Annotated in this window: 17 protein-coding genes and 1 pseudogene; 16 read left to right on the top strand and 2 right to left on the bottom strand. The window is 29.4% G+C overall.

Translation table 11 applies throughout. The annotated features are described in order from the left end of the window. Window positions 1-112: 112 nt before the first annotated feature. Window positions 113-706, bottom strand: coding sequence for a YhgN family NAAT transporter (locus BCHRO640_RS02950; RefSeq protein WP_011283112.1), 594 nt, complete (start codon window positions 704-706; stop codon window positions 113-115). Between the two features lie 135 nt (window positions 707-841). On the opposite strand from BCHRO640_RS02950, the gene asd reads away from it, so the two are divergent. Next, the gene (gene asd, locus BCHRO640_RS02945) at window positions 842-1948 is read left to right on the top strand and encodes an aspartate-semialdehyde dehydrogenase (RefSeq protein WP_015344813.1); all 1107 of its coding nucleotides are present in this window, start codon (window positions 842-844) and stop codon (window positions 1946-1948) included. 157 nt (window positions 1949-2105) lie between these two features. Here the strand turns inward: asd and BCHRO640_RS02940 are convergent, their stop codons facing one another. After that, window positions 2106-2696 carry an NfuA family Fe-S biogenesis protein gene (locus BCHRO640_RS02940; protein ID WP_015344812.1) on the bottom strand — a complete coding sequence of 197 codons (591 nt, stop codon included), beginning with the start codon at window positions 2694-2696 and terminating at the stop codon, window positions 2106-2108. Between the two features lie 1510 nt (window positions 2697-4206). Between BCHRO640_RS02940 and aroK the strand changes: the two genes are divergently transcribed. The 15 genes and pseudogenes from aroK to rplL all read left to right on the top strand — a co-directional run bounded on the left by aroK (window position 4207) and on the right by rplL (window position 18939). Continuing rightward, window positions 4207-4743: a shikimate kinase AroK gene (gene aroK, locus BCHRO640_RS02935; protein ID WP_015344811.1), complete on the top strand. Its 537-nt coding sequence runs from the start codon at window positions 4207-4209 to the stop codon at window positions 4741-4743. Between the two features lie 54 nt (window positions 4744-4797). Next, window positions 4798-5883 carry a 3-dehydroquinate synthase gene (aroB, locus tag BCHRO640_RS02930; RefSeq protein WP_015344810.1) on the top strand — a complete coding sequence of 362 codons (1086 nt, stop codon included), beginning with the start codon at window positions 4798-4800 and terminating at the stop codon, window positions 5881-5883. A 398-nt stretch (window positions 5884-6281) separates the two neighbouring features. Beyond that, window positions 6282-6947, top strand: coding sequence for a ribulose-phosphate 3-epimerase (rpe, locus tag BCHRO640_RS02925; protein ID WP_015344809.1), 666 nt, complete (start codon window positions 6282-6284; stop codon window positions 6945-6947). Window positions 6948-7186: 239 nt separating this feature from the next. Then, window positions 7187-8185 (top strand): tryptophan--tRNA ligase, encoded by a 999-nt coding sequence (gene trpS / locus BCHRO640_RS02920; protein ID WP_015344808.1) that lies wholly within the window; start codon window positions 7187-7189, stop codon window positions 8183-8185. A gap of 375 nt (window positions 8186-8560) precedes the next feature. Next, entirely contained in the window at window positions 8561-9142 is a 582-nt protein-coding gene (locus BCHRO640_RS02915; protein ID WP_015344807.1) for an anthranilate synthase component II, read from the top strand. A 1778-nt stretch (window positions 9143-10920) separates the two neighbouring features. Then, window positions 10921-11295, top strand: coding sequence for a 30S ribosomal protein S12 (rpsL, locus tag BCHRO640_RS02910; RefSeq protein WP_015344806.1), 375 nt, complete (start codon window positions 10921-10923; stop codon window positions 11293-11295). A 151-nt stretch (window positions 11296-11446) separates the two neighbouring features. Next, on the top strand, window positions 11447-11917 hold the full coding sequence (rpsG, locus tag BCHRO640_RS02905; protein ID WP_015344805.1) for a 30S ribosomal protein S7: 471 nt from the start codon (window positions 11447-11449) through the stop codon (window positions 11915-11917). Window positions 11918-12040: 123 nt separating this feature from the next. Next, a complete protein-coding gene (gene fusA / locus BCHRO640_RS02900; protein ID WP_015344804.1) occupies window positions 12041-14155 on the top strand; it encodes an elongation factor G in 2115 nt (704 codons plus the stop codon). Between the two features lie 61 nt (window positions 14156-14216). Next, window positions 14217-15401: an elongation factor Tu gene (tuf, locus tag BCHRO640_RS02895; RefSeq protein WP_015344803.1), complete on the top strand. Its 1185-nt coding sequence runs from the start codon at window positions 14217-14219 to the stop codon at window positions 15399-15401. Window positions 15402-15464: 63 nt separating this feature from the next. Further along, window positions 15465-15818 (top strand): annotated as a pseudogene (gene secE, locus BCHRO640_RS02890) (preprotein translocase subunit SecE); the annotation flags it as partial. Between the two features lies 1 nt (window position 15819). Next, on the top strand, window positions 15820-16365 hold the full coding sequence (nusG, locus tag BCHRO640_RS02885; protein ID WP_015344801.1) for a transcription termination/antitermination protein NusG: 546 nt from the start codon (window positions 15820-15822) through the stop codon (window positions 16363-16365). A 127-nt stretch (window positions 16366-16492) separates the two neighbouring features. Next, the gene (gene rplK, locus BCHRO640_RS02880) at window positions 16493-16927 is read left to right on the top strand and encodes a 50S ribosomal protein L11 (protein WP_015344800.1); all 435 of its coding nucleotides are present in this window, start codon (window positions 16493-16495) and stop codon (window positions 16925-16927) included. Window position 16928: 1 nt separating this feature from the next. After that, the gene (rplA, locus tag BCHRO640_RS02875) at window positions 16929-17636 is read left to right on the top strand and encodes a 50S ribosomal protein L1 (RefSeq protein WP_015344799.1); all 708 of its coding nucleotides are present in this window, start codon (window positions 16929-16931) and stop codon (window positions 17634-17636) included. Between the two features lie 296 nt (window positions 17637-17932). Beyond that, a complete protein-coding gene (gene rplJ / locus BCHRO640_RS02870) occupies window positions 17933-18484 on the top strand; it encodes a 50S ribosomal protein L10 (protein ID WP_236608097.1) in 552 nt (183 codons plus the stop codon). 86 nt (window positions 18485-18570) lie between these two features. Beyond that, window positions 18571-18939, top strand: coding sequence for a 50S ribosomal protein L7/L12 (gene rplL / locus BCHRO640_RS02865; protein WP_015344797.1), 369 nt, complete (start codon window positions 18571-18573; stop codon window positions 18937-18939). Window positions 18940-19075 lie beyond the last annotated feature (136 nt).

Here is a 19075-nt window from a genome sequence, read left to right as displayed (position 1 = left end):
ATACTCAATTTTTAAAAAAATTATTTATGCTAATTAATTTAAGAGAATCTACTAAAAATTAAATTTAAAACATCCAAACATATTTATATAATGAAATAATTTTTCAATTAAGTTATATACATAAATAACTATGTATCCCATCAAGTAACATTTGAGTAGAAATCATTACTAATAATAAACCCATTAACCTCTCCAATGCTCCGATACCCTTATTACCCAATAAACGAGAAAATACATTAGACAACATCAAAATTAACATAGATAATCCCCACGCAATAATTAATGCTAAAATTAAAAAATTGATTTTCTGAGGATATTGATGAGACAATAACAATAACGTTGCTAAAATTGAAGGACCAGCGACTAAAGGAATAGCAAGCGGCACTAAAAAAGGTTCTTCTCCATCTGAAAATCCAGTATTATTTCCTTCTTCTGAAGGAAATATCATTTTTATGGCAATTAAAAACAACACAATACCTCCAGAAATTGAAACTGTTTCTGTGTGTAAATTAAGAAATATTAAAATATGTTCACCAACAAATAAAAATCCTAACATTAATAATAAGGCGATTATCATCTCTCTAATTATTATAATTTGACGTCGTTTTGGTTCTAGATCTTTTAGTATCGACATAAAAATTGGTAAATTTCCAATAGGATCCATAATTAAAAACAATAGAACTGTAGCTGATATCATTTCATTCATTATTATTTTCCTAAAAGTTATTTGTGTTTTATATACACCACGCTTTTTATAAAGTAAATTACAAAATATTATTATAAACGTATTACATCATATTACATATATTTTTGATACTTAATAATGACTGTGAGATTGATAATGAAAAATATTGGGTTTGTTGGTTGGAGAGGAATGGTAGGTTCAGTATTAATGAATCGCATGAAAGAAGAAAATGATTTTAACTATTTTCACTCAATATTTCTTTCGACATCACAAATAGGAGAACATGCTCCAAACATTCAAGCATCACAAGAATTATTATTACAAGACGCTTGTAATATCGATCTGCTTGATTCTTTAGATATTATTATTACGTGTCAAGGCAGCGCATATAGTAAAATTATTTATCCAAAATTAAGAAAAATTGGATGGACAGGATATTGGATTGATAGCGCCTCATTTTTACGAATGAATGATGATGCGATTATTGTTTTGGACCCTGTTAATCAAGTATTGATAAAACAAAGTATAAATAACGGTATTAAAACATTTGTAGGAGGTAATTGTACTGTAAGTTTAATGTTAATGTCTTTAGGTGGATTATTTGCTCATAATTTAATCGAATGGGTTTTTGCCTCTACGTATCAGGCAGCTTCTGGATGTGGAGCACGCGCCATGCGTGAGCTATTAATACAAATGGGCCAAGTGTACAATATAGTAACTGATTTGTTAACGTCCCCTTCAATGGCTATTTTAGATATTGAACATATAATTACTAAATTTAGTAAAACTGATTCCTTGTTAGTAGATTGCTTTAAAGTTCCTTTGATAGGAAACGTCATTCCGTGGATTGGTGATGATATGTATAATGGTCAAACTCAAGAAGAATGGAAAGGTCAAGCAGAAACTAATAAAATCCTCAATACTTCTAAAATTATAACAGTAGACAGTTTATGTGTACGTGTGGGCGCGTTACGTTGTCATAGCCAAGCATTTGTTTTAAAACTTAAAAAAGACATTTGTTTAAAAGAAATAGAAGAATTACTCCAATCTCATAATAAATGGGTAGAAGTTATCTCAAATGATGTTACGCAATCATTAAATAAATTAACTCCTGTTATGGTATCCGGAACACTCAAAATACCCATCGGTCGGTTACGCAAATTGCACGCAGGTAACAAATATATCTCAGCTTTTAGCGTGGGCGATCAGTTACTTTGGGGAGCCGCTGAGCCATTACGCAGGATATTGCGTCAATTACTATAAATTTTATTTGTTCTACAAATAACAGATTTGCAAATATATAATTTAGGAGCATTTCAAATAGAAATGCAATGCTGAAAATTTTAAACAAACTAACTCAATTATACAAAAACTTATGATTACTTTACTAAAAAATCTTTTGGAATAAAAAATAAAATCTCTAATAAAAAGAATGCGTCCCGTGTTGATGTTGAGTCATATCTAGTACCCCTTTTAATTCTGGAAAAAGATTCTTTAAGGTAGTTTCAATTCCTTCTTTTATGGTATAGCTAGCCATTGCACAGCCGTTACATCCGCCATAAAATTTAATAACAGCTAACAGATCTTCAGTAATACGTATTAAAGATACACTGCCTCCGTGTAGCTCTAATTGAGGATTAATCTGAAACTGTAATACATGTCTTACCCGATCCTCCAACGAATCATTATTCATATTGTTTTTTGTATCATTGCATTCTTTAGTAGCATTCGGAGCTTTAATAGTAAGTTGAGAATCTAATTCATTAATCATCACGTCAATTTTTGCGTCTTTAAGGAAAGACACATACACTGAATCTACATGTACAGAAAAAAGATCAAACTCAATGACCACATCACTGGTTTTAAATTCTTCTGGTGGACAAAAACAAACATTACATTTTGCATGAACTGTACCTGGGTTAACCACAAACACTCGTATCTGAGTACCTGGTTTCTTATCCGCTAGCAGTTTAGTAAAATGTTTTTGTGCAATTGGGGTTATATAAATCATACGATATGATACCTAATTATTTTTTAAAAGTACAAATAGTTTATAGTTTTATCGCGTACATGTTGTATAAACTATTTGGAATAACTTATATATATTGTTATATACTTTCGATATATATTATTTATTTCTTTGTATTTTGATAAATAGCCTATACTGTATAGTTACACGTAACTAGTACGCTCTATGTATGTAATTTAAAAAACTATTAACTACATTAATGACGACTTTGATTTATTGTAGCAAATTTATTTCAACATATAAACAATATTTAAGACAATAAAATGAATATAAAATTGACCGTATTATCTAGTACTTAAAAATCTGGTATCTGTTGATGAGAGAATTAACTACTATATTTTGATTTTCAAAACGAATTAACAAAAAATAGTTAAAAACTATATGATACTAAAAAGATGAAAAAATAATATTTTTTATTACACAATTATTAATTCACACGAACCTCAAATTCTGATAAAGGGATATTTACGAATAGTTAATTCACTGATAAATATCTATGATATTTATGTATAGGAAATTACATAGTATTTAAATCATACAAGAAAACACGATGTAAATATTAAATATGCAATCATTTATTTTTCTAAGAAAATAATTAATTTCAATAACATATTTAAAGTACTACCAATCAGATATTAATAACAATTTAAATATACTTAATATTAAATTTTAATTTTTTATCAAAATCCTAGCGACATCTTTCTTTCGTTTTCAAAAAGACTGATTTTATTCATGATAAAAAACTTATAGTTTTAATATTCATCAAAATGATTATTAATCATAATAATTAACATATCAATTCATCATGCATTACATATACATATGTTAGATTTTTCAACGTACTGCATTATTTATTATAAAATACACATAACTTATTATTTTATATATTTAATGAAAGAAATGTATATCTCTCAATTATATGAATATGTATCAATTCAGATTGATAATGAACATTGAAAATTTATGTGATTTTATCTAATCATATGAGTATACATAATAATAATTTAATTATTATGATAAGTATCAATGTAAAATATAAAAAGCCTACAATACCAGTGTTTTTAAAATTAATTCCGTATCTTTGATAAAGAGATAACATTCTATATATTAGACAATAAAATGTTTAAATTATTAATTAAAAATAAATTTATATTTTAAAAAAAATAATGTTCTCTATATAGAATTAAATTAACCTTGTACTTGCCTTTAATGATATTTGTTCATTGTCAAATTTATTCTCCACTATGAGAATAAATAAGTTTCTAAGTTGTATCTGAACAAAGATTTGTATTACAATGATAGTATGTCGTTACATGTTAACAATTAATAGTATTATTGCGATCATTATATTATCATATAATAGATGTACATTTATAAAAATAAGATGATTTTAATGCTTTATATTTTTTGTATCTGTACATTTGTTGATCAGTTGGGTCTTCATATAAAGTGATGAAACGATAAAATGAAGAAATCATTTTCATATAATAATATGTTAAAAAAAAATAATATTTTTTTAATTGGCCCTATGGGGGCTGGGAAAAGTACCATTGGGCGTCAACTAGCAAATCAATTAAATATGGAGTTTTTTGATTCTGATCAAGAAATTGAGACTCGTACCGGAGCAAATATAAGCTGGGTCTTCGACGTAGAAGGAGAAGCGAGATTCCGCGATCGTGAAGAAAAAATTATCGATGAATTAACAAAAAAACAGGGAATTATATTAGCTACCGGAGGTGGTTCTGTTAAATCTCACATAACACGGAATAATCTTTCCGATCGTGGATTCGTGGTATACCTAGAAACAACTATTGAAAAACAATTAATTCGAACGCAACATGATAAAAGGCGTCCATTACTGAGATCCTCATCAGCATCAGGAAATACTCGCGAATTACTACAAGTATTAGCAAAAGAACGTAATCCGTTGTACGAAGAAATTGCAGATATAAGAATTTCTACGGACGAACAAAATGTCAGGGTTGTCGTTAACAAAATTATTATTCTTCGTAAACAAAACAGTGTATAACGTTTGTTATTATAAATTCATCATTTTAATATTAAAAGCTTTTATAATTTTGTTATGGAAAAAATTATCATAAAATTACAAAAAAGAAGCTATCCAATTATTATTGCAGACAAATTGTTTAATGACTTTTTACCCTTTTGGCCATTAAATATTGATGACAAAGTAGTATTAATTACCAATGATCGAGTGGCGCCGATTTATTTAAACATATTACGTAATTTATTGATTAGATCAGGCATTGTTACTGATCAACTAATTTTACCAGATGGTGAACAAAATAAATCTCTAATTACATTAGATACAATATTTACTAAATTGCTGAAAAAAAATTATGATCGCAGTACAATACTTATTGGCCTGGGAGGAGGCGTCATTGGAGATATAACCGGATTTGCAGCCGCCACATACCAACGTGGAATACGTTTTATTCAGGTCCCAACAACATTGCTTGCACAGGTAGATGCATCCATTGGAGGAAAAACTGGAATTAACCATATACTTGGTAAAAACATGATTGGAGCTTTTCATCAACCTATTGCGGTTATTATCAATTTAGATGTCCTGCATACGTTGAGTATGAAAGAGTTTTCTTCTGGATTAGCTGAAATCATTAAGTATGCTATAGCTCTTGACTCTAGTTTTTTTGGATGGTTGGAATCCCATTTAGATGATTTATTAATTTTGCATTTACCATCTTTAATATACTGTATTCGTCGTTGTTGTGAATTAAAAGCATCCATAATTGCAATTGATGAACGTGATCAAGGTATTAGAAGTGTATTAAATCTTGGACATACCTATGGTCATGCTATCGAATCATACCTGGGCTATTCACAATGGTCTCACGGTGAATCTATAGCAGCAGGTATCATGATGGCAGTAAATACTGCATTACGTTTAAATCAGTTTAATTGCAGTGATGCAAAACGCATAAAATTATTATTAACACGAGCAGGTTTACCTGTGCGTGGCCCAAAAGAAATGACATCAAAAAACTATTTAGAGTATATGAAACGCGATAAAAAGTCAATATCAGGACAACTTAACTTAGTTTTGCCTACTTCTATAGGAAACGTAAAAACTGTCTTTAATGTAAACCATGAGTTAGTATCGTCATCCATTGAAGATACTAACAACTAATAACTATATTTAGTGATTAATAAGTATTAAAATTTGATATAGTAGGTGTATGTATTATAATGCCCATGAGAAGATTTTTTTAAAGTACAGTATAATTTAATAAAATTATTACTCAATAGTATTGAGTTAAATTCTTTATTTTAATTATGTTGGGATTTATTATTGCACTATACGATATAGAAAATATAAATAATCTAAATTTGTAGATAATTACTTCAACATACAAATCATATAAAATATAAATCTTTGCTTGAAACAATTCTGTCTTTATAGATTTATGAAAATAAAATATTTTATGTAAAAGATAATAATATAATCTTTCTCAATTTATATTATTATTTGATTTAATTAAATTAAAATGAACTATTTTATAGTATATAATCTTTAATGGAAATTAAATGAAACGTTTCTTAATAGCTCCATCTATTTTGTCAGCTAATTTTGCTAAATTAGGAGAAGATGTTACTAATGTTATATCTGCTGGCGCAGATATTTTACATTTTGATGTTATGGACAATCATTATGTTCCTAATTTGAGCGTAGGATCTATGGTGTTACGGTCATTACGTAGTTACGGGGTTAGTATCCCTATTGATGTGCATTTAATGGCAAAACCAATAGATCGATTAATTTTAGATTTCGCTGCTGTTGGAGCAAATTATATTAGTTTTCATCCAGAAGCAACAGAACATATTGATCGATCATTACAATTGATTAAAGAATACGGATGTAAAGCGGGATTAGTTTTTAACCCTAGCACCACTCTTAATTATTTGGAATATGTAATGGATAAAATTGACCTAATTGTACTAATGTCAGTAAATCCTGGTTTTAGCGGACAATTGTTTATTCCCATGATTTTAAATAAAATACGTCAAACACGTAAATTAATAGACAATACCAACTATAATATTGATTTAGCAGTGGACGGAGGTATTAATATAAAAAACATACATTCAATTTTAAAAGCTGGTGCAACTACGTTTATTATAGGATCAGCTATCTTTGGATCTGAAAATTATTACGAAGTTATACATAATTTTCGATCTGTTTTATCAAATTAATAATGAAAGATATTTAGTATTTTATTTTTAAATAAATAATTAAAGGAATACAATTTATAATTACAATAATTATTTTATTTGAAACAAATGTTATTTACACATATCATTTATTTTTTATAAAATAATGTTGTTTATAGGTTATATAACTTAATATCATACAAACTATATGTTTTTGCTGTGTAAACTTTAAAAGTAATAACATTATAATTTTTATTATAAATACTATGGAATATATCTGTATGAATAAACCAATTTTATTTAGCGGAGCGCAGCCATCAGGTGAACTTACTATTGGTAATTATATCGGAGCGATACGTCAGTGGGTTAAAATGCAACAAGATTATCAATGTATATATTGTATAGTAGATTTACATGCAATTACAAATCAAAATAATTTACATCGATTATATGAAACATCATTAGATACATTAGCTTTATATTTAGCATGTGGTATTGATCCTAATAATAGTATAATATTTATTCAGTCCCATGTTCCAGAGCATTGTCAATTAAATTGGTTATTAAATTGTTATACGTATTTTGGAGAGCTAAATCGTATGACTCAATTCAAAGAAAAATTAATACAACAAAAGGAAAATGTTAATATCGGGTTATTTAACTATCCAGTACTAATGGCATCAGATATTTTGTTATATCAAACTAATTTAGTTCCGGTAGGTTCTGATCAGAAACAACATTTAGAATTAACACGTAACATTGCTGAACGTTTTAATCATACATACGGAACAATTTTCGTTGTTCCAGAAGTATTTATTCCTACATGTGGTTCTCGTATTATGTCCTTGTTAGAACCAAATAAAAAAATGTCTAAATCAGATCGTAGATCTGGTAATATGATTACTCTTTTGGATGATATTAATATGGTATCAAAAAAAATTAAACGTGCTGTTACCGATACCGATCAACCTCCAAGAATTAAATACGATCCTATTAACAAACCAGGTATTTCTAATTTGTTAGAGATTCTTTCCGGAATAAGTGATCAACCTATTACGTATTTAGAAGAAATTTTTAAAGAAAAAACATATTTCCAGTTAAAAAATGAAATTATTAAATCAATATCATCGATGTTGATAAAATTTCAAAATCGTTATTATACTGAACGTTCTAATGAAGATAAATTACGTTATATATTGTGTGTAGGAGCAAAAAAAGCGCAAAAAAAAGCTAATGTCACTTTAAAAAAAGTACATAAAGCAATGGGATTGAGTAATTAATTAAAAATAATTAATTTTTAATTTTATTAAATATAAATAATATTTATGTATAGTAGACACATAAGTAAAAATAAAAATATTATTTAAATTAAAAAATGAATATGTAATAATGACAGTATTTTCATAGGATATTAGTTATTGAATTAATTATACTTATTACAGCATAATAAATTAATCATCCGCACTAATTTATGATTTTAAATACATAAAAAATGTAATATGTAAATTACAATTGCGTTTAATTGATATTATTTATATGTAAAATAAATTATATCTTTATGTTCTTTCCGTAAATACAATTGATTATTAATCAGATTAATTTGAAACTATGTTCTATAAAAATTTTGAGTGCATGATAAAATTAATCTAACTACAATGAACAAAATTCTTATTATTGATAATTATGATTCTTTCACTTGGAATCTTTATCAATACTTTAGAGAGATGGGTGCTGTTGTGGAAGTTAGAAGAAACGATGCTTTAAATATTATAGATATTGAGCAATTATCTCCTGAACGTTTAGTCATTTCCCCTGGACCTAGTACACCAGACAATGCAGGTATTTCTTTAGATGCAATCTATTATTTTCATAAAAGAATACCTATTCTTGGGGTATGTCTTGGACATCAAGCTATAGCTCAGTTTTTCGGAGCTAAGTTAAAATATGCACAAAAAGTCATGCACGGTAAAATTTCTCTGATCCATCACAACGGAAGCGGAATATTTACTGAAGTAACACAACCTTTAAATGTAGTTCGGTATCATTCTTTAGTAATAGATTCGAACACTATGCCATCATGTTTAGAAATCACTGCATGGAGCACATGCAATGATAAATATACTGAAATAATGGGTATTCGTCATCGTAACCTGCTTATAGAGGGCGTGCAATTTCATCCAGAAAGTATATTAAGCGAACAAGGACATCAAATTCTAGGCAATTTTATGAAGTATTAACTTAAAATTTATCAAATTTGTTGCAGTTCTAGCACTGAAAAGTGATTATTTCTTATTTCTGGTAATTATTAAATTATGATTTTAATACTCCAAAAAAATATATTCAAGGATGCATCTTAATGGCTGAATGATTATTTTATACATTCATCTTATTTTTTTAAAATAAGATGAATGTATAACTCCAATGTTAAAATTTAGTGTAATTCACTTACATGAAATATGTAGAATTTTTCTTCATTTTAAATTGAATTTAATTATGTATTTTTGAATATTTTTTATAATTAGTTTATTTATAAAATTTAAAATTAGTTATACATTCCTTTATTAATAACAAATATAAAACTAAATTATTGTACCTAATGTAGGGATAACAGTAATTTTACTAGTAATATTAAATATTTTAAATATATATATAAATTTATAGGTGCATTGATCTTGAAATATATTTTATGTTCATAAAAACTTATGAACTCAATTTTCAGGAACTACGCTGATTACAGAAATTATATAAAATATATATATCTAAATTAAAAACTGTAAACAGCCAAATTATAAATTCTTTAATTCTTAATAATATGATCGTACCGTTCAATACTTAATTATAAACTGATGCTAAAGTAATATGCGATTTTTAATTTCAAAATACCCCAGAATATAATTAAATGATTAAAATTAAAACATTTCTAGTGATTCTTCATGTGTATAAAAATACTTACATTAATAATTTTTATTAATATGTATTTTTAAAAATTTCAACTTCAAAGTTATAAAACATATAAATTATATGTATTTATTCATATGTCAATATCATATATTGATATGATCAAATCTCAAAAATCTTTCAATGTTTTCATTGATTCCCATCATAAACTAAGAACTTTTAATAAATCTAAATTTATTAAAATCATCGATGTGAGATGCTTATATCAGTTTATAGAACCTATTACATAAACATTTATGTGTTTAGACATATATATATTTATTATAAATGTATATACTCAAAAAATTAATGGTTATACAGGATATCGTAATCATATGTAATAAAAGAGTTATCTTATAAAAAGGTGTAAAATATGAAAACATTTTTTGTTAAATTCATTTTATTCATTTCTATTATTTCTCTTGCTCTTACCGGTATTATTTGTTAAAATGATAAAATTGAAGAAGGGGAAATGTAGGAAACAATTTATACTAAAGTTTCCGATTTTTATAATTGAAATGCATAAAATCGAAAATGCATTTCAATTATATTGGCTGAAAATTTGACTAATCGAGAGTTTATGATATCAAAAAAAGTTTACAGAAATATAATTTATTAAAAATATATTATTGCTATAATAAAATATTTATTGTATTTTTTTTAGAAAAATAAAAAGGTTTAAACATAATATAGTATTTGATACTACTCCTATTTTAAAAAAGGATACAACATTATAATAAAATGTTATATATACTCCGATATAATGCGGTAAAAGTTAATGGTGTTGTGCTTTTCAAAAAAATCGTTTTTTATTTGCAGCAAATAATGAAAATTTATTAAAATACTTATTTTATTGAGAATTCATTTAAAAGAAAAATGTATTAAATTGTTTTTAATTAATAAGGTGTGTGTTTTTACTTCGAACTTAGTAGATAAATATACCGCTTCTGTTATAATTTTATTGACCTTACAATTTAATAATAACAAGATCGTTGTCTGTTATTAAAGTTGAGAGAGATAACAACAAATAGTATATTTTTGTAATATGGTCTTATCAGAAAAAATGGAGATTTTAATAATGACAACAATCAATCAACTTGTTCGTAATGCACGTCCAACAAAAACTTTTAAAAGTAATGTACCCGCTTTAGGAGCCTGCCCACAAAAAAGAGGAGTGTGCGTGCGTGTATACACTACTACCCCAAAGAAACCAAATTCTGCATTACGAAAAGTATGCCGTGTTCGTTTAACTAATGGCTTGGAAGTGACTTCTTATATCGGTGGGGAAGGTCATAATTTACAGGAGCATGCTTCAATTCTGATTCGAGGGGGACGGGTTAAAGATCTTCCAGGTGTTCGGTATCATGTTGTTCGTGGTGCTCTCGATTGCGCAGGTGTGCATTCACGTAAGAAAAGTCGTTCCAAATATGGAACAAAACAACCAAAATCATAGCCCAAAATATCAGGTTTCTTTTTTATTTTTTAATTTAAAGTAAATTTTAAAAAAAGACAATCAAGGTTCAGGTAGTTGAAATGTAATAATTTTTTATTTATGATTTTCCTTTGAAAGAAAATATCTATTAGTCAAATAGGAATTATAATTAATGCCACGCCGTCGCATCGTTACGAAACGCAATATTCTTCCAGATCCAATATTTGGATCTGATCTTTTGGCAAAGTTTATCAATATATTGATGTTAAATGGGAAAAAATCTACTGCAGAGTCAATAGTGTACTCTGCCTTAGATAGTTTATTCAGACGATCTAATAAAAATTGTTTAGAAGCATTCGAAATAGCTTTAAATAATGTGCGCCCAGTTGTAGAAGTAAAATCTAGACGGGTTGGCGGCTCTACTTATCAGGTACCAGTAGAAGTTCGTCTCGTACGTAGAAATACTTTAGCGATGCGGTGGATTATTGAAGCTGCTCGTAAAAGAAATGATAAATCTATGGAATTACGTTTAGCGAGTGAACTTTTAGATGCTATAGAGGGTAAAGGTCACGCTGTTAAAAAACGTGAAGAAATACATCGTATCGCAGAATCTAATAAAGCTTTTGCCCATTATCGTTGGTAATAAAATTTTTTGAATGAACATCATCTGATTTTTTCAAACATATTTAGGTGTTGCTTAAAATAATAATCTATCAAATACAGCAACATTTTTCGTTAAATTATAAAAATATTATTGAGGATATTAATGACTCGTGTAACACCGATCGTACGGTACCGTAACATTGGTATAAGCGCACATATTGACGCTGGAAAAACTACTACCACTGAACGAATTTTGTTTTATACAGGTGTAAATCATAAAATTGGAGAAGTTCATACTGGTTCTGCAACTATGGATTGGATGGAGCAAGAACAAGAACGGGGAATCACAATTACTTCTGCAGCTACTACCTGTTTTTGGTCAGGAATGGCCAATCAATTTGATTCACACCGTATTAATATTATAGATACTCCTGGGCATGTAGATTTCACTATTGAAGTAGAACGCTCTATGCGCATACTTGACGGGGTAGTAATGGTCTATTGTGCTGTAGGAGGCGTGCAACCTCAATCTGAGACAGTATGGCGCCAAGCAAATAAGTATAAAGTACCACGTATTGCATTTATAAATAAAATGGATCGAGTAGGCGCAGATTATCTACGAGTTGTAGAACAGTTAAAAACTAGATTATTTGCTAATCCTGTACCTATTCAATTAGCTGTAGGCTCAGAAGATAAATTTACCGGAATTATTGATTTGATCAAAATGAAAGCTATTCACTGGAACGAATTAGATCAAGGCGTTACTTTTAGTTATAGTGAAATACCTGACAATTTAACAGATTTATCAGGTATTTGGCGCAAGCATTTAATAGAGTCTGCTGTTGAGGCATCTGAAGAATTAATGGACAAATATTTATCTAATAGTGATCAGTTGACAGAACAAGAAATTAAACAAGCGTTACGTCAAAGAGTATTAAGTAATGAAATAGTATTGGTAACGTGCGGATCTGCTTTTAAAAATAAAGGGGTACAAGCGATGTTAGATGCTGTTGTGGAGTATTTACCATCTCCAAGTGACGTGACATCCATCACAGGTGTGCTGAAAGATGGATCTACGCGAGTTAATCGTCATGCTAACGACAATGAGCCGTTTTCAGCGTTAGCATTTAAAATAGCTACTGATCCATTTGTAGGAAACTTAACTTTTTTTCGAGTTTATTCAGGCGTCGTAAGCTCCGGAGATAGCGTTTTAAATCCTATAAAAGAAAAACGTGAGCGATTCGGTCGAATAGTGCAAATGCATGCAAATAAACGAGAAGAAATAAAATCTGTTCATGCGGGTGATATTGCTGCAGCTATTGGTTTAAAAGATGTTGATACTGGAGATACTTTATGCGCCCCATCTTCCCCAATTATATTAGAACGTATGGAATTTCCAGAACCCGTGATTTCTGTGATGGTTGAAGCTAAAACTAAATCAGATCAAGAAAAAATGGGTTTTGCTTTAAATCGTCTAGCTCAAGAAGATCCATCATTTCGTGTATGGATTGATAAAGACTCTGGACAAACTATCATTGCTGGAATGGGTGAATTGCATTTAGAAATTCTTGTAGAACGTATGAGAAGAGAATTCAATGTTGAAGCTAATGTAGGTAAACCTCAAGTTGCTTATCGCGAAACTATTCGTACTAGCGTAAAACAAGAGGGTAAATTTATTCGTCAATCAGGGGGCCGAGGTCAATTTGGACACGTTTGGTTACGCATTGAACCTATGCCTGCACGTGAAGAAGGTTATAAATTTTTAAATGAAATTGTAGGAGGAGCTGTACCCAAGGAATATATACCTGCTGTAGATAAAGGTGTACGGGAACAAATAAGTAATGGTATTCTTGCTGGATATCCAATTGTAGATGTTTGTGTAACTATTTTTGATGGTTCTTATCACGAGGTTGATTCTTCAGAAATAGCATTTAAAATAGCAGGATCTATAGCATTTAAAGAAGGATTCATGAAAGCTCATCCTGTATTATTAGAACCTATTATGAATGTAGAAATTGAAACACCTGAAGATTATATGGGAGATGTTATTGCAGATTTAAATCGTCGAAGAGGCATAATCAGTGGATTAGAAAATTCTACAATTAGTGGAAAGATAATTTGTGCTCAAGTTCCTTTATCTGAAATGTTTGGTTATGCTACTGGTTTACGTTCACAAACTCAAGGACGCGCTTCTTATTCTATGGAGTTTTTAAAATATAACGAAGTACCTAATAGTATAGCGCAAATTATCATAAATTCTCGTCAAATTAAGCAATAATAGGTAATATTTAGGTTCAATTATTTTTGAAAAACCATAAAAAGACCTAAGGAGTTTAAAGGTGTCCAAAGAAAAATTTAAACGTATAAAGCCACATATTAATGTAGGTACTATTGGCCATGTAGATCACGGAAAAACTACTTTAACTGCCGCTATAACCACTGTTTTATCCAAAAAATATGGTGGTTACGCACGTGCTTTTGATCAAATTGACAATGCTCCAGAAGAAAAAGCACGAGGAATTACTATAAATACTTCTCATGTTGAATACGATACTGCATATCGGCATTATGCGCATGTCGACTGTCCTGGACATGCCGATTATATAAAAAACATGATAACTGGAGCTGCGCAAATGGATGGTGCAATTTTAGTAGTAGCCGCTACTGATGGGCCGATGCCGCAAACCCGTGAACATATTTTATTAGCTAGACAAGTAGGAGTACCTCACATCATTGTATTCATGAATAAATGCGACATGGTAAATGATGAAGAATTATTAGAATTGGTTGAAATGGAAATGCGAGAATTACTATCTCAATACGATTTTCCAGGAGATAATACGCCAATCATTCGAGGATCTGCTTTAAAAGCATTAGAAAATGATGAAATATGGTCTAATAAAATTTTAGAATTATCGGATGTACTGGATAATTATATCCCAGAGCCTAAACGTGTTGTAGATCAACCATTTTTACTACCCATTGAAGATGTATTTTCTATTTCTGGACGAGGTACGGTTGTAACAGGTCGTATTGAACGTGGTGTTATCAGAGTAGGAGAAGAAATAGAAATTGTTGGTATAAAAGATACAATAAAAACCACATGTACCGGAGTAGAAATGTTTAGAAAATTATTAGACGAAGGACGTGCTGGAGAAAATGTTGGTGTTTTATTACGTGGCACTAAACGAGATGAAGTAGAGCGCGGTCAAGTATTATCGAAACCTGGGTATATCAAGCCACATTCTCATTTTGAATCAGAAGTGTACATTTTAAATAAAGATGAAGGAGGAAGGCATACTCCTTTTTTCAAAGGGTATCGTCCTCAATTTTATTTTCGCACTACAGATATCACTGGCACCATTGAATTACCAGAAGGAGCAGATATGGTGATGCCTGGCGATAATATTAGAATGATCGTTCATTTAATTGCCCCAATAGCTATGGATGACGGTCTTAGATTTGCTATTAGAGAGGGGGGTCGTACTATAGGCGCTGGTATTGTATCTAAAATTATATCCTAATCACATAAATCAATAGATATAATTTTTTAATCATATGATAGGTATGTAAAGAATGAAAGTAAAAAAAAAATGTATGTATTAGAAATAATTAAATGGATTAGCATTATAGGATTGATCGCAACATCTATTGTTGGAAATTATTTATGTTGCAATTATAGCGTTTTAGCGAGAAGTATGGTAATTCTCATTATTGTGGCTACTGCTATGTACATTGCGTCAACTACTAAAATAGGAAAACTAATAATTATATTTGGAAACGAATCACGTACTGAGTGTCGAAAAGTAGTGTGGCCTACTTATCAAGATGGACTCAACACTACTTTAATCGTGACAGGAGTAACAATAATTATGTCGTTATTATTATGGGGATTAGATACTATTTTAGTTCATGTGATATCATTTGGGCTAAGGTTGTAATATGACTGTCACATCAAAGAAACGTTGGTATGTTATTCAAGCATTTTCTGGATTTGAAAATCGTGTAGCTCATTCTTTGCGTGAGCATATTAAACTGCACAATATGGATACGATGTTCGGTGAAATCATGGTCCCAACAGAAGAAGTAGTCGAAATGCGATCTGGACAACGCAGAAAAAGCGAGCGTAAATTTTTTCCTGGTTATGTATTGGTGCAGATGATAATGAATGATTCTAGTTGGCATTTAGTAAAAAGTGTTCCGCGTGTTATGGGTTTTGTTGGAGGAACATGCGATAAACCTGCTCCTATTGGGGATAAAGAGATTAATGATATTATGCATCGGTTGCAACAAATAGGTGATAAACCTCGTCCTAAAACATTATTTGAACCTGGTGAGCTTATTCGAGTCAGTGATGGGCCTTTTTCTGACTTTAATGCTGTAGTAGAAGAAGTAGATTATGAAAAAAATCGTCTAAAGGTATCAGTTTCTATTTTTGGGCGAGCCACTCCGGTAGAATTAGATTTTTCACAAGTTGAAAAATCTTAATGTAAAATTAATATATAAAAATATATATTTAACTGGTACGGAAAAAGGTAATCATTATTTTGTAGTTATTGTTAGCGTGAACCAATCAAAATAAATACCAGAAATATTATTAGCTAGGACAATGAATATGGTAATAAAAAAAATAAAAGCGTATATTAAACTTCAAATTTCTGCTGGAGCTGCTAATCCCAGTCCTCCCATTGGACCTGCTTTGGGACAACAGGGTGTTAATATCATAGAATTTTGTAAAGCATTTAATGAAAATACCGCCCAACTTGAAACAGGATTACCCATCCCGGTTGTCATCACTGTTTATAGTGATCGTTCTTTTTCATTTATTACTAAAACTCCTCCTGCTTCAATATTATTGAAAAAAGCAGCAAATATTCAATCTGGATCTGAAAAACCAAATATAATAAATGTTGGTAAAATATCGAGCGCTCAAATTTATGAGATCGCAAAAATTAAAGCTGTTGATATGACAGGAGCTAATATAGAATCAATATCACGTTCTATTATAGGTACAGCTCGTTCTATAGGACTTAAAGTGGAAGATAATTGATATGACGGGTAAATTAAGCAAAAGAATGCGTATGATGCGAGATTGTGCAGATACATCTATACAGTATCACGTATTAGATGGATTAGAATTATTAAAAAAAATGGCAAGCGCTAAATTTGTTGAAAGTGTTGATACCGCTATTAATTTAGGTATTGATGCGCGTAAATCCGATCAAAATATACGTAATAATGTGATTCTACCACATGGTATTGGTCGTGATATTCATGTTGCTGTTTTTACTCAAGGTGACAATATAGTGTTAGCTAAAAATGCGGGAGCTGATTTGGTTGGATTAGAAGATTTATATGATCAAATAAAAAATAAGAATTATCGACCAGATGTAGTGATTGCATCCCCTGATGTTATGAATGTAGTAAGTAAATTAGGTCCTATTTTGGGGCCAAGAGGATTAATGCCTAATCTTAAAATGGGTACTGTATCTCATGATATAGCAGAATCAGTGAAAAATGTTAAATCAGGGCAAATACGTTATAAAAATGATAAGAGTGGTATTATTCATTCTACTATTGGAAAAATTAATTTTGATCTTATACAACTTAAAGAAAATTTAGAAGCGTTAATAGTATCTTTAAAACAAGCTAAACCGATTCTATATAAAGGAACATACATTAAAAAAGTAACTATTTCCACTACTATGGGTAGATCTATATCTGTTGATCGAAATAGTTTATGTGTTGTAATTAATTAATATTGATTATTTTTATTAATAAGATTCTTTACATGATCTTCAAATTGATCTAGAATCTTCTTGGAGTGGTGTGTTCCTTGTATTTATATAAATTGCATATTGAGATAAATTTGTGATTTTTGAGTAAAATAACAATAATAACTGCATTCATATACATGAATGCAGTTATTAACTATAACAAATTTAAATTAATTTATGTTTGTTGTCTGTCTAATATGAATACAGGCGATTAAAATTAATTGAAGTTTTTTATATTTAACATGAATAAATTAGTTTATGATCATGCATAGAAGTTTATGATTGGTGCATTCGTGTATCAATATATATTGGGCTATAGCGCGGTGTTATTAATGGCATTAAACCTTCAAAAAAAAGAAGCGATTATCTGCAAAATTCATGAAACAGCTACGAGAGCTGTATCTGTTGTAGTAGCAACTTTAGACAGTATTGCTGTTAATGAAGTAACCAAATTGAGAAAGGAAGCACGTGATATTGGTGTAAGCATACATGTCATTCGTAATACACTCATGCGAAAAGTAATCGTAAACACACCTTTAGCGTGTTTACGAGAAATTTTAACAGGACAAAATATTGTTGCATTTTCTATGAACCAACCCCGTGATTCCGCGCGAATTTTTGTAAAATTTACTAAAAATCATGAACCTTTTAAAATAAAAGGTGCAGTTTTTGAAGGAAAATTTATTCCTGCGTCTAAAATAAATCTCTTGTCTGATTTACCTAATCATAAAGAAGCTATTTTTAGATTAATAACAATTATGAAAACAAGTAGCATAGGAAGTTTAATACACATTTTACATATATTATCTAATCAAAAAAATAAATTATAGTTTAGTAAAAATGTTGTATTTATTTTGAATAAATAGTAATTTGATTATGTAATATTTTTTAATATTTTATATTTTTGGGAATTTTTATGTCTCTTACAAAAGAACAAATTTTAGATGCTATTTCTAATATGTCTGTTATGGATATAGTTCGGTTAACTTCTATGATGGAAGAAAAATTTGGGGTCTCCACTGCTTCACTGACTACTGTTGAACCTGATACATCAGAGGCAATCGTAGAAGAGCAAACTGAATTTAATGTTTTTTTAACTGCTGTTGGTAATAACAAAATTCCTGTCATTAAAACTGTGCGCAGTATCACTGGTTTAGGGTTAAAAGAAGCTAAAGAATTAGTGGAATCTGCTCCTGTCATTTTGAAAGAATCAATAAACAAAGATGACGCTGAAACCTTAAAAAAAACTCTAGAAACAGTAGGCGCATCTGTCGAAATTAAATAAAGATAAATCAAACAATTTATTATTGATTCGTTGTCTGTAGGATTTTATACCATTTGTATGGAAGTGATATTGAATATTTAACAAGTAATAGAATTATGGTACTTCTAAATTCTATATGCATTTAAAAAATAAAAGC

The organism is Candidatus Blochmanniella chromaiodes str. 640 (assembly GCF_000331065.1).
GTDB classification, from domain to species: Bacteria; Pseudomonadota; Gammaproteobacteria; order Enterobacterales; family Enterobacteriaceae; genus Blochmanniella; species Blochmanniella pennsylvanica.
The sequence above is the reverse complement of the archived record's forward strand: the minus strand, read 5'-3'. Positions and strand labels throughout refer to the sequence as shown.